Source organism: Halopiger aswanensis (assembly GCF_003610195.1).
In the GTDB taxonomy this organism is placed as follows: Archaea; Halobacteriota; Halobacteria; order Halobacteriales; family Natrialbaceae; genus Halopiger; species Halopiger aswanensis.
This window is the reverse complement of record NZ_RAPO01000003.1, coordinates 470,276-482,898: the sequence shown is the minus strand read 5'-3', so window position 1 is coordinate 482,898 and position 12,623 is coordinate 470,276. Positions and strand designations below refer to the sequence as shown.

Annotated in this window: 11 protein-coding genes; 6 read left to right on the top strand and 5 right to left on the bottom strand. The window is 63.9% G+C overall.

Annotated elements, in window-relative coordinates; genetic code table 11:
- Positions 1 to 34: 34 nt before the first annotated feature.
- A complete protein-coding gene (locus ATJ93_RS16295) occupies positions 35 to 649 on the bottom strand; it encodes a twin-arginine translocation signal domain-containing protein (protein WP_120245695.1) in 615 nt (204 codons plus the stop codon).
- A gap of 462 nt (positions 650 to 1,111) precedes the next feature.
- Here ATJ93_RS16295 and rpiA point away from each other — a divergent pair, with 462 nt between their 5' ends.
- The gene (rpiA, locus tag ATJ93_RS16290; protein ID WP_120245694.1) at positions 1,112 to 1,819 is read left to right on the top strand and encodes a ribose-5-phosphate isomerase RpiA; all 708 of its coding nucleotides are present in this window, start codon (positions 1,112 to 1,114) and stop codon (positions 1,817 to 1,819) included.
- 5 nt (positions 1,820 to 1,824) lie between these two features.
- Here the strand turns inward: rpiA and ATJ93_RS16285 are convergent, their stop codons facing one another.
- From ATJ93_RS16285 to ATJ93_RS16275, 3 genes are all read right to left on the bottom strand, one after another.
- Entirely contained in the window at positions 1,825 to 2,247 is a 423-nt protein-coding gene (locus ATJ93_RS16285) for a hypothetical protein (RefSeq protein ID WP_120245693.1), read from the bottom strand.
- A gap of 65 nt (positions 2,248 to 2,312) precedes the next feature.
- Positions 2,313 to 2,750: a hypothetical protein gene (locus tag ATJ93_RS16280; RefSeq protein ID WP_120245692.1), complete on the bottom strand. Its 438-nt coding sequence runs from the start codon at positions 2,748 to 2,750 to the stop codon at positions 2,313 to 2,315.
- Between the two features lie 152 nt (positions 2,751 to 2,902).
- Positions 2,903 to 3,070, bottom strand: a complete 168-nt coding sequence (locus ATJ93_RS16275) for a DUF1931 family protein (RefSeq protein WP_004267503.1) — start codon at positions 3,068 to 3,070, stop codon at positions 2,903 to 2,905.
- A 286-nt stretch (positions 3,071 to 3,356) separates the two neighbouring features.
- On the opposite strand from ATJ93_RS16275, the gene larB reads away from it, so the two are divergent.
- The 3 genes from larB (at position 3,357) to ATJ93_RS16265 (ending at position 4,723) form a co-directional block, all read left to right on the top strand.
- Positions 3,357 to 4,136: a nickel pincer cofactor biosynthesis protein LarB gene (gene larB / locus ATJ93_RS16270; RefSeq protein ID WP_120245691.1), complete on the top strand. Its 780-nt coding sequence runs from the start codon at positions 3,357 to 3,359 to the stop codon at positions 4,134 to 4,136.
- Between the two features lie 94 nt (positions 4,137 to 4,230).
- Positions 4,231 to 4,380, top strand: a complete 150-nt coding sequence (locus ATJ93_RS23760) for a DUF7563 family protein (protein WP_170155596.1) — start codon at positions 4,231 to 4,233, stop codon at positions 4,378 to 4,380.
- Between the two features lie 91 nt (positions 4,381 to 4,471).
- On the top strand, positions 4,472 to 4,723 hold the full coding sequence (locus ATJ93_RS16265; protein WP_120245690.1) for a GIY-YIG nuclease family protein: 252 nt from the start codon (positions 4,472 to 4,474) through the stop codon (positions 4,721 to 4,723).
- A gap of 13 nt (positions 4,724 to 4,736) precedes the next feature.
- Here ATJ93_RS16265 and ATJ93_RS16260 read toward each other — a convergent pair whose 3' ends face one another.
- Positions 4,737 to 5,342 (bottom strand): NADPH-dependent FMN reductase, encoded by a 606-nt coding sequence (locus ATJ93_RS16260; RefSeq protein ID WP_120245689.1) that lies wholly within the window; start codon positions 5,340 to 5,342, stop codon positions 4,737 to 4,739.
- A 152-nt stretch (positions 5,343 to 5,494) separates the two neighbouring features.
- Here ATJ93_RS16260 and ATJ93_RS16255 point away from each other — a divergent pair, with 152 nt between their 5' ends.
- On the top strand, positions 5,495 to 6,895 hold the full coding sequence (locus ATJ93_RS16255; protein WP_120245688.1) for a phosphoglucomutase/phosphomannomutase family protein: 1,401 nt from the start codon (positions 5,495 to 5,497) through the stop codon (positions 6,893 to 6,895).
- Between the two features lie 256 nt (positions 6,896 to 7,151).
- Positions 7,152 to 12,620: a hypothetical protein gene (locus ATJ93_RS16250; RefSeq protein ID WP_147376660.1), complete on the top strand. Its 5,469-nt coding sequence runs from the start codon at positions 7,152 to 7,154 to the stop codon at positions 12,618 to 12,620.
- The last annotated feature ends 3 nt before the right edge of the window (positions 12,621 to 12,623 follow it).

Sequence of the window (12,623 nt, the reverse complement as noted above, 5' to 3'; positions counted from 1 at the left end):
ATCCTCGTCTCGGTCGACGAGGGTTCGGGATCAGTCAGAAGAGATCCAACGGCAGCCAACTCGTTGCGGTGGCGTCCCCACTTTCCGCTTCTCCCGTCTGGACGTTCGACGACGACTGGTCGACATCGACGGACACGTTCGCGTCCCCGCTCTCAATCGTCTGGTTTGCGGTGACGTCCTGGTCCTGATCGATGGCGTCGAGCCCGTCTTCGCCGAATAAGCCGTCTTCGCCGAAGAGTCCGCCGTCACCGTCTCCATCGCCGTTATCGGGACAAGTAAGGCGATCCGGACGGACCGTCGTACCCGTTCCTTGGGGTTCACCCTCAGCGGTTGCCCTGAGGTTAAACGGCGAGGCTTCGGGATCGATGTCCACAGTCAGCGTGCTACCTTCTGGGTCTTGACCCTCTGGACCGAATCCTCCAACTCGAACTCCATTCACGAAGAGGTTGATTGCCCCGGGGAAGTCGTCGCGATCCGTGAGCGTGAACGTAATCGTCCCGGCAGTACAGTTGATGGTTGCGTCCACGATCGGATTGAACGGACCGCCTTGGGCGCTCGCGGTCGATGCGAACGCACCGCCCGCAACGACGGTCGCTCCGCTGGCTTTCAACAGTCGACGCCGCGTTACGCTTGGGTCGTTGTCTGTCATGGTTGTCAGTGGCACCTCGGTAGCGCTGCGAGATGCTCGAGTGGAAACCTATCCGATATCGGTATTAAATTCGGTTCCCTGTTTCCAGATATACGTGTTATTTCCTGTATAAATTAAATAATTCGGGCGAGTGGTTGACGGATGGGCGAGCGACGCCGCGAGACGTACCAGTGTACGTTTGGAAAACCGGCTGGCAGTCACAGGCACCTCGGTCCGTACGGTTTCGTTTCCACCCCAGGGACGGACGCTTCAGATGCAGTAGTCAGTTACAATCCTCCTGCCAACGCGCTGTTTCTCCGCACAACGATTCCGAAGGGTGACCGAAATCGATCGGTTTCGGTCGTAGCAAAACCGCGGTCGTCGCTGAGAAATCGACCGAACCGACATAGCTACCGCGAATGGGACCCGCCGGACCCGAGCCGGAGGTCAACGCTTTTCCCGTCGCCCCACGCCCGAGGTAGTATGAAGACGGCAGGCGGCACCGACGCAGCGAAACGGCGCGCGGGGGAACGCGCAGCCGAAGAAGTCGAAGACGGCGACGTCGTCGGGCTCGGCACCGGCTCGACGACCGCCTACGCGATCGAGGCCATCGGCGAGGCCGTCGCCGACGGCCTCGAGGTGCGGGGAATCCCGACCTCCTTCCAATCCCGGCAACTGGCGCTCGAGGTCGGAATTCCGCTGACCGACCTCGACGCGGTCGAGACGGTCGATCTGGCGATCGACGGCGCGGATCAGGTCGTCGACGATCCGGACTCGCCGGCCCACGGCGCGCTCGTCAAGGGCGGCGGCGCCGCGCACGCACGGGAGAAACTTGTCGATGCGGCGGCCGAGCGGTTCGTCGTCGTCGCCGATCCGACGAAACTCGCCGACGCCCTCGAGCGGTCGGTCCCGATCGAGGTACTTCCGGACGCCCGCACCGTGGTCGCCGACCGACTCCGCGACCTGGGCGGCGACCCGACGCTGCGGGACGCCGAACGCAAGGACGGGCCGGTCGTTACGGACAACGGGAATCTGGTGCTCGACTGCGAGTTCGGCCGGATCGACGACCCCGACGCGCTGGCGGCGCGACTCTCGCGACTCCCCGGCGTCGTGGAACACGGCCTGTTCGTCGACCTCGCCGACGCGACCTACGTGGGACTCGAGGACGGGCTCGAGGTTCGGGACTACTGAGCGGGTTACGCTCGGCGGCGATCGCGGTCAGTCCCGTCGGTTGGCGTCTCCGCGCGTCCGGCGACGAAGCCGGCGATCAGATAGACCGCCCCGAGGAGCCGCGTTACGGGGACGACCCACGGTTTCAACTCGAGTTCCCCGGGGTTCTCGTAGGCGAGTGCGAGCCCCGACTCGACGGCCGTCCGGGGCAGCAGCGCCATGGCGGTACCGAGCGTGACCAACGCGGCGCGGAGCGGTCGCGACAATCCACGTCCTCGGAGAAGGAGCCAGGCGAACAGGACGCCCTCGAGTCGAGCGATCGGAATCGTCGACGGCCGTAGCCGTCCGACCGCCGGGTTTCGGAAGGCCAGCCGTTCGGCCGGAGTGACGATATATCGAGGGACGAGGATCTCGAGCAGTGCGAATCCGAGTGCGAGCGCTCGTTTCATGCAAGCGGTTCGCACGGGGATGATAAAAGGATCTCGGGGGTGCGAGTTGCGGTCGCGCGTCGCGGTCAGTCGATCGTAACCGCTTCCGTCTTGGTTTCGCTCGACTGCTCGTCGCTGTTCTCGTCGCCCGTCGTCGACAGGTAGACCACGGTCAGATAGAGGGCGCCGAGCAGTCGCGCCGCCGGTTTCACCCACGGCTTCAACTCGAGGTCGTCGGTGTTCTCGTAGACGAGGGTCTGACTGAACTCGATGATCGGCTGGGGAAGGACGACCAGGACGATCCCGGCGACCGCGAGCAGGTTATTGGCGATTCGCGAGCCCGATTCCCGGCGGGCGAGCAGCCAGACGAACAGCATTCCCTCGAGTCTGGCGCCCCACAGCGCTTGTGGCCGCAGTTGCGCTTCCTCGGGATTCTCGAGACCGATCCGCTCGCAGGCGTCGATGACCGGCTGTGGCATGCCGACCTCGAAGATACCAAACGCGATCAACAGTTTCCGGAGCATGCGTGATCGCAGTAGCCTACACCGACGAGTGCCAAAAGAACACTACCGGCGGCTCCGTGCCGATTATGCGTATCTATTCCCTGACGATAGAAACCAGTCGCTACGCTACGGTGTACTGACTGCCAAAAAATGTGAACGATTGACCTCGCGCCTTACAGGTCGCGGGGCTGGACCGTCTTCCGGTCGTTGGCTTCCGCGCGACGGGCGGCGTCCTCGAGCAGCTCGTCGACTTCCTCGTCGAGTGCGTCGTAGAAGTCCGAGGCGACGTTCTTGTCATCGAGCGCTTCCTTCACGGCGGCTTTGACGATAAGGTCTGCCATACGGTGTATCCGTTTCCCCTTCCATGGTATAAATGCTTTGGTTGAGGGTCGAAATACCCGCCCCTCAGGGGTTGATTCGTCCGTTTCGGGGGCTGTGTTCACCGGAAAGTATATGACTGATGAGTCGCCGGCGTCGCGTTCCAGCCGTTTGGACCGTAGAATGCGGCTCGCGCGCGGTTCGAACCCTCTCGCGCGCTTTCGCGATTCGGGGGGTCGCGGAGCGGTTGGGCCACCCCGTTCGTGCCGGGTCGACGGATTCGAGTACGGTCGCCGCGGAGAACCCGATATGCGCGAACTTCTGGATGCCGTCGCCGACGGCTCCCTCTCGCCAGCACAGGCCGAAGCCAAACTCAAGGGGTACGTCACCGGCGAAGCGGGGCGATTCGACGCCGCTCGCCAACAGCGCCGAGGCATTCCGGAAGCGATCCTCGCGGACGGGAAGACGCCGGCGCAGGTCGTCGCACTCGCCGAAACGGCCCTCGAGACGACCGACCGCGCGCTGCTGACGCGCCTCTCCGAGGACCAGTTCGAGGCGCTCGAGGAAGCGATCCCCGAGACGGTCCCCGATGCGACGTTCGACCGCTGGAGTTCGTCCCTGCTGATTCGAACGCCCGACTACGAACGGCCGTCGCTCGAGGCGACGATCGGTCTCGTGACGGCGGGCACCGTCGACCAGCCGGTCGCCGACGAGGCCGAAGCCGTCTGCGTCGACGCGGGTGCGACGGTCGATCGGGTCGACGACATCGGCGTCGCGGCGCTCGATCGCACGCTCGATCAGGTCGACCGGCTCCGAGAGGCGGACGTGCTGATCGTCGCCGCCGGCCGCGAGGGCGCCCTGCCGACCGTCATCGCCGGCCTCGTCGACACGCCGGTGATCGGCCTCCCGGTCTCGAGCGGCTACGGCTACGGCGGCGACGGCGAAGCGGCGCTTTCGGGGATGCTCCAGTCCTGTACCGTGATGTCGGCCGTCAACGTCGACGCCGGCTTCGTGGCCGGGGCACAGGCGACGCTCATCGCCCGCGCGATCGACGCGGCGCGAACCGATGGTACCGAAGAGAAAAAATAATCTTTCGTCTTCGAAAACCACAGTCCTCGTTTGGCAAAGTCTTTTTATATCCGTCCGCAGTATGCTTAGGTGCCGGCTTCGGCCGGTGTGACCAATGCCCAAGTGTAACCACTGCGGCGCGCATGTGTCCGAGCGCTTCGCGCGCGTCTTCGCCGACGAACACGGCGAAATCCACGCCTGCGTGAGCTGTTCGGCAAACGCGGGTATCGCCGAGGCAGCGCGAGAACGCGCTCGCGGCGCCTGATCCGACCCCCTGAGCATCGCGACGGACAAGCAAGCCGGTGGACTCCTACGGACGCGACGCTTTTCACCGTCGTTCCCCTACGACCGACCCGATGGCCGACGAGCACGTCGTTTACGTCCTCGAGTGTGCCGACGGGACCCTCTATACGGGCTACACGACCGACCTCGAGCGACGCGTCGCCGAGCACGACGCAGGAGCGGGTGCCAAGTACACGCGGGGGCGGACGCCGGTCGAGTTACAGTACCACGAGCGATTCGACTCCCGATCCGCGGCGATGTCTCGCGAGTACGAGATCAAGCAACTGAGCCGGGCCGAGAAGGAACGGCTGATCGGACTCGAGTAAGGGCCCGGGCCCGTCAGTCGTCCGCATCCGCGTCCGTCGTCCGGGGCGTAGTCACGTCGGGATCGATGGACGCGTACTCGACGAGCATCCGGCCGAGTTTCTCGACGCGTTCCCGGAGGTCGTCCTCTCGGAAGGCACGGCCGTCGATCGCATCCGGATCGGCCCGGAATCGACTCGAGGCGTTGCGGATGCCGACCTGATGGGGGAGCACCCAGCCGTGGACGCCCCGCACGGTGATCCGGAGGTGATCGAGCGTCGAGCCGTAGCTGCCGCCGCCGGCGGTCGCGAGCAGGCCGACGGTCGTGTCCTCGTACTCGTCGAACCCGCAGTAGTCGTGGAAATTTTTCAGCGCCCCGGAGTACGAGCCGTGGTAGACCGGGGTGCCGAGTGCGACGGCGTCGGCCTCGCGGACGAGCCGTTTCACTTCGCGGGCGTCGCCCTGATTCCGATCGTCGACGTCGGGATCGTAGACGGGGAGGTCGTACTCTCGCAGGTCGAGCAGGGTCGTTTCGGCGTCGGCGTCTTCGGCCGCCCGGAGGACGTATCGCAGCGCCGTTCGAGTGTAGCTTTCCACCCGGAGGCTGCCGTTGACGGCGAGGACGGAGGGCGTCGGGGCCATATTTTCAATAGCACTTTTTCACGTAAAAATCCGCGGTCTTCAGTAATTTCGTCCGACGGAACCGGCCGGCGACCGCTTCATCGTCGGGTGGACCGGTGAACTCCCGAACAGCGTGCGTCGCTTTTTTCGAGCGGGCCAGTGATGGGGGAGATATGGAGCCGATCAGTTTCGGTACCGACGGCTGGCGGGCGACGCTCGATGAATTTACCGCCCCTAGAGTACGGATGGTGGGACAAGCCGTAGCGACGTATCTCCGCGACGAGGGCCGAGACGCGCCCGTCGTGATCGGCTACGACGCCCGCGAGACCTCTCGCGGGTTCGCCGAGGAACTGGCCCGGGTGCTGTGTGCGAACGGGTTCGACGTCATCATGCCCGAGCGAGACCGGCCGACGCCGCTGGTCGCCCACGCCATCGTCGACCGGGACCTCGCCGGCGGACTGGCGATCACTGCCTCGCACAACCCGCCGGAGTACAACGGCGTGAAGTTCATCCCTGACGACGGCGCGCCGGCCCTACCCGAGGTGACCGACGCCATCGCCGACCGACTCGCCGACCCCGATCCCCTCCCCGAGAGCGAGCACGGCACCGTCGAGGAGGTCGACCTCGCCGGCCCCCACGCCGACGCCGTCCTCGAGTTAGTCGCGGACGTGACCGGCGCCGATCCCGTCGACCTCTCGGGGCTCACCGTCGCCTACGACGCCATGCACGGCAGCGGCCGCGGGACGACCGACGCCCTCCTCGAGCGCGCCGGCGCCTCCCTGGAGTGTCTGCGCTGCGAGCGCGATCCCGACTTCGGCGGCGGGGCGCCCGAACCCGCCACCGAGAACCTCGAAACGTTGATCGACCTCGTCACCGACGACGAGGCCGGTCCCGAACTGGGCGTCGCGAACGACGGCGACGCCGACCGGATCGCGATCGTCACGCCCGAACGAGGCTACCTCGACGAGAACCTCTTTTTCGCCGCGCTGTACGACTACCTGCTCGAGGACGACGCCGGCCCGGCGATCCGCACGGTCTCGACGACGTTCCTCATCGACCGCGTCGCCGAGGCCCACGGCGAGACCGTCCACGAGGTGCCGGTCGGCTTCAAGTGGGTCGCACAGGGGATCGCCGAGCACGACGCCCTGGTCGGTGGCGAGGAGTCGGGCGGGTTCACGATCCGCGGCCACGTTCGCGAGAAAGACGGCGTCCTGATGGCCCTGCTCGCGGCCGTGATGCACGCCGACGAACCGCTGGACGACCGCGTGGATCGCCTGCTCGAGGAACACGGCACCGTCGTCCAGGACAAGCTCAGCGTCGCCTGTCCCGACGACGAGAAGACGCGGGTGCTCGAGGACCTCGAGGACGAAATCCCCGACGCCGTCGCCGGCACCGACGTCGAGGGCGTCAACACCGCCGACGGGTTCAAACTGCAACTCGCCGACGGCTCGTGGCTGCTGATCCGCCCCAGCGGTACCGAGCCCGTGCTGCGGGTCTACGCCGAGGCGTCCGACGAGGAGCGCGTGACGGAGCTGCTCGAGGCCGGCGAGGATCTGGTCGAGCCCTTAGTGTAACCGTCGGCGTGGCAGCCGGAAGCGGGAGCTCGAGTCGCTAACGGTTCGGCGTTTTTGCTCAGTCGTCGCGTCGATTCGATCTCGGAGTCGCTCGATTGCAGTATTGGTTGCCGTGCAGTGGTCCGAGTCGATGTCCTCGATACAACTTTCAATAATTCCAGGGACGGACGTTATCAGATTTGATTCTCCCCGATATGTTGATATATTCTTACTTTAGACTGACAGTATGGAAATTCGTAACCGGAAGTTATTGGCTGTGGTATTCTCCGTATTGTTGATCACCGGCGCGGTTGGCCCGGCGGTGACCGCGACTAGGGGTACTACGGCTGCACAACCCGCAACGAACGCAAGTTCCGTTCCATCGGACGCAACGAGTCAGTTCCTCTCAGCCGGGGGTGGCGGCACCGCGCTCGGGTTGAAGTATGCGGCCGTCTCCGAATTTGCGTCAATAACGCCTGCACATAAATCCGATGAGCGGCGTCTCCGACGGGCTGGCGACCGCATTAACGGGACGCTCGACGTCTACCTCGACGGGAATCGCGTTGACAGCCCGGCCGTATTCGAGGGTGACGCCGCGGCCGTTCAGCAGCTCGCGTCGGTTTCGGACGCCGATCCCGAACGGGTCAACAGGACGACGTGGCTCCTCGCACACGCGAACGCGCGGACGGCCAACAGATCGATCGCGGACGCGGAGGTCGCCCTCGAGCGGTTCTCGGACGAACTCGACGATCCCGGCCATCGGAACGCGATCGAGAGCCACATTCGGAACGCGAACCGCGCGTACGACCGCGGACAGGACGCGCTCGAGGCCGACACCGACGGGGACGTCGCCGGGGCGTCGCGCGATCGGTCGCGTGCGATCCGACAGTTCATGACGGCGTGGCGACAGAGCCAGCAAGCGCTCGACACGATCCAGCGAGAGACGACGCCGCAGGTGACGGTGACGACGCGCGGCGATCCGCCCCGCAACGGCAGCGACTCGATCGATGGGGAGATCCGCGGGACCGTCTTCGACGTTCGACCGCACGAACTCCCGAACGCGACGATCACGGTCGCCGGCAACGAGACGAAAACGGTCCCGGTCGAGCCGACCGGATACAGCCTGAACGCGACGTTCGCCGCGAACGTCTCCCTCGACGAACGCATCACGTCGGTCGAGGTCGACGTTTCCGACACTCGGCCACATGGAAGCCCCGACGCGTCGCGGGCCGGCAGCGATACCGTCCTGTTCGATGGCGACGGACTGCCGGACACGTACGAGGTCGACGTCGTCGAAACCGATCCCCGGGATCCGGACAGCGACTCGCCGCGCGTCGACGCCGACGTCGGCGATAACGGCGTCATCGACGGCCTCGAGGACTTCGACGACGACAACCTCTCGAACTACCACGAGGGCCGGTTCGACACCAATCCGTTCGCGTCGGACACCGACGGCGACGGGCTGCCGGACCACTACGAAGCGCAGTATCCCGAACTCGATCAGACGCGCGCCGATACGAACGACGACGGCGTCGACGACGCCGAGTGGGACCTCGACGACGACGGCCTGACGAACCGCGAGGAGTACGAGGCCGAAACGAACCCGCAACTCGCGGACGAGGATCGAGACGGACTCGATGATGGCCGCGAACTGGATGTCGGCACTGAACCCGACAATTCGGATACCGACGACGACGGCCTGCTGGACGGCGAGGAACTCGAGCTCGGAACGGATCCGCTAGCGGCCGATTCCGACGGTGATGGCATCGCGGACGGGAACACGACGTTCGAAACGACGATCCGTGACGACGAAACCGACGTTTCCCTGACGATGCGCGGTACCGGTACCGCACCGTCCGATGTGGAGATCACCCCGAAATCGTCGTACTTTGAGGGGGACGATATCAGCGCTAGTCCCACCGTTCGTGTCGTTAATCGCTCCGATTTCACGAACGCGACTATCGAGATTCCGATCAACGAAACGGTTCCTGAATCGGAGTACGAGAACCTCTCCGTATTCAAATGGAGCGGCTCGGCGAACGAAACCTGGATGCCGGTCGAGTCGACGATCGAAAACGGAACTGCACGCGCGACGGTTGATTCCTTCTCGTACTTCACCGTCTTGGATGCCGACGAGTGGGTTGACGCGACGCTGGTAGACGAAACCAGCGAGGAACTGCCGTTTCAGGCCGATGCGAACGTCACGTGCAATGCCGCGTGTGAGGTTACGAACGATTCGACGTTCGTTCTCGGCGGCGAGCCGAACGCCCGCAAGATTACCGTCGAACAGGGGTCCGATAGCTTCGACGTCGTCCCGCTGAGTAACGGTCAGCGGATAGAGGAGTTCTACGACTACGCGAACGCGCAGATCAACTCACCGCTGCCGATCGCCGAGAGCGATAAGAGTCAACTGTTCTTCTGGTCCGGTCCGGAGGGGCTGAGTCTGGTTCTCCTTCACGACAAGCCGAGCGACGGCTCCGGCGGCGCCGTCACGATGACCTTCGACGATCTTCCCACGGATCAGGGTAACTGGATCGTCAGGGACGACTCCGGAGATTACAGACACGAGACACGGTTCGACTGGGCTTGGAACCGGATCCGAACCGACGGTGGCGTCTTCCGCGGCGGACTCACGAATCAGTCGGTAACGATCAATCCCGCGTTCAACGACGCAGCGACACGATCGCCGCTCGACTCCGGCGAACTCACCGATTGGCAGGTTCTCACGGGACGCGCGACCGATCCCCGATCCCACTCGCTGCAGATGGACGAGCCGGTGACCGTCCACGTCCCCGAAGCGCCGGCGATGAACGAGTCGGCCGATGCGGTCGGCGACTCCGGAAACGCGTCCGTCACGTACGATTTGAGCGAGGGAACCGACGAAATATCGGTCGCGTACCAGACCGAGCAGACGAATGTCGATCCGAACGCGACGTTCACCGTAACCGGCGCAAACGGGACCACGATCACGGAGTCGCTCTCTATCGGGACCGTCGGGACCGTCAAAGAGGTGGTCGACGTCTCGGCACTCAGTAACGGGGAGGCGACGTTGACGCTCAGCGCCGACGGCGTGAATCTCAGAGCGCAACTACTCTCCACCGAGGCGGTCGATACCGACGGCGACGGCATCCCCGACGCCACCGAGCGGAAGGGATTCCTGACCCCGCACGGCAAAATCACGACCGATCCGGATACCGCCGATACGGACGGCGACGGACTTAGCGACCGCGAGGAAGTCGGTGAACCGACGAGTCTGGACGACGTCACCGACCGGCTCGATCCGTCCAGCGGCGCTTCGGACCGACAGCGACAGCGCGCTCGCGCACTCCTCGACACCGTCGAGGCGGCCGGGTACGACACGAACTCGACCAGAGGCGTCTATCTCAACATTGCGAGCGATCCGACGGCGCCCGACTCCGACGGTGACGGGCTCGATGACTACACCGAACGAATCGGGAAGAGCACGGTCGTCAGAACGACCAGCGTCAGCGAGTCCAAGCGCGCTCTCGAGGGGTCCGACGCCGAGACGCTGACTGACGCCTACACGACCTACGAGACGACGAGCAACCCGTGGAGCGCCGACAGCGACGGCGACGGCCTCGACGACGCGCGCGAGCGCGAACTTGCGACGGATCCGACCGGGAGTGACACCGACCGCGACGGAATCTTCGATCGCGAAGAGGTCGAGAGCGCCGGCGATCCGACTCTGTACGACGTTCGGCCGCCGGAAATCGACGTTCAGAACTCGGGGTATCACATCCCCGAGATGAGCCTCGATACCACGTACTGGGTCTCCGTTCGGATCCACGACCCGGCGGGCGTTGACCGCGCCGCGCTGGTCAAAGCTGGGAACGAGGAGACGTCGGCGAACTACGACGGCGGCGAGACCGTCTACGACTACCTCGAGTTCACCGAGGAACTCGCCGAGTCGGACACTGACGTCGACACCAGTACGTACAAATCGACGTTCATCTCGTTCGGCGCCAAGGCCGTTGAAACGACCGGGAGCGTCGCCGAATCCGTCGGCGATACGACCGCGGGGACGACGATCTACGTCGAAACGCGCGACCGGAACGGCAACGAAGACGACGCGGTCGGCGTCGAACGGGCGAACTTCTACGGCGAGGCGGCCGGCAGCCTCTACACGGGGACTCCGGCCGATTACGTCGTGGCCAGCGAGTTCGCAACCGTCTCCGGGTTCTCCGCGAGTCTGGGCGTCGCCTTCCAAGACATCTCGCAGCTCATCGACGATCCGGAGGCGGTCGTCGAGGGAATTAGAGCGCTGCTCGACCTGGCCCAGTCGGAGGGGCTCGGCGCCGCCGAGACGCTCGTCAAGGCGATGGCACAGGACGTCGAGCGGAAACAGGCGGTGAACAACCCCTACGGCTCGCTCGAGGAGAAAGAGCAGGCAGACCTGTACGACACCTTCAGGGAGAACTGGTACGAGGGATACGCCGCGGGCTTCCTCGCGAAGATGGCCCTCGACCAGAGCCGTTCCGGCAGCGTCAAAACGGCCCTCAAGAGCTCTGATAAGGTCCAGGACGTCGGGTCGAAACTCTCCGACACGAAGGCGCTGAAGGCCCTCGATCGGGTCAGCGACGCGAAGAAAGCCGCAAAGGGCCGTGCAACGGCACGGATTCTGCTTGCCGTCGACGGCGACGCGGCCGAACCGCTGCTGAGTCAGGCCGACACCGCCGGCGGGGCGTACCGGCTCTGGCGACATCAGCGTGCGATGGATGCTGACGTCGATTCGCTTTCGGACGCTCGCCAAGAGCAACTCGGTCAGTATCTCCTGCGAACGGGTGATGACGGCGCAAAACTTGTCGACGATCTCGACGCCGATGCGCGTGACGAATTCTTCGGAGCGCCGTGTCGTCGCCCTCGGATCTCGGGACCCAATGCGGAAGTCTCGCAGCAGGCGAGTGACGCCCGGTTACTGTCGATCAATTGTGGTGACATCAGCGAGGATCTCCGCGATCAACTGACGGTCGTCAACAGTCGCAGTGACTCGTTCGATGCAAACCAGTTCGTGAAGAGCACGGGCGCTGATAGCCGGCAGGTCCTCGAGCGCGTCGACGACGCGACCACTAGGCAGATGCTGGCCCGCTACGGCGAGGGCGATATCGACGCTGACCATCTCCAGCGGATGAACAAGTTGCTGGATGATGGAAAGATGGACCAAGCCGATATCCAGCAGATGATGGGGATGCTGAAAACGAAGGCCGACAATCCTCTTATCGAGGACACCATTCAAGCAAATGATCTCCTTGAAATCCCGGAACAGGGTAATGATCTGAGCACAACTCGACTCGTGGTCACTGACAATAACGGGAATCTTCGCTGGCTCGAGCGTGGTGTCTTTAACCCGGATACTAGCAACAAAGACTACGGATGGGCCTATCTGGAAGCACGTCATATTGATGGGGAATTGATGAAGGAGAAGAGAGCAACTACCCTTTGGCCAACGGGCCAGAATTTCGATTCAAAGACGCAGCCAATTCCGAATTCGATGTCGGAAAGAGACATCAGTAAAGCCATTTACAAAGCTCTTGAAGACACAGAGACGACTCCACAAGACTCATTCAAGTTCAGCAAATTCGATCAAAGCTTCGTCGATAGAACAGGCGTTTCAGAGATCGAAGTTATAATCAGAAACGGTAATGTTCGAACTGCTTACCCAACAAAGGGTTCAGCGGTCTGGAAATATATCAGTCAGAACGACGTTGGCTGGAGACATGAGGGGTGATAA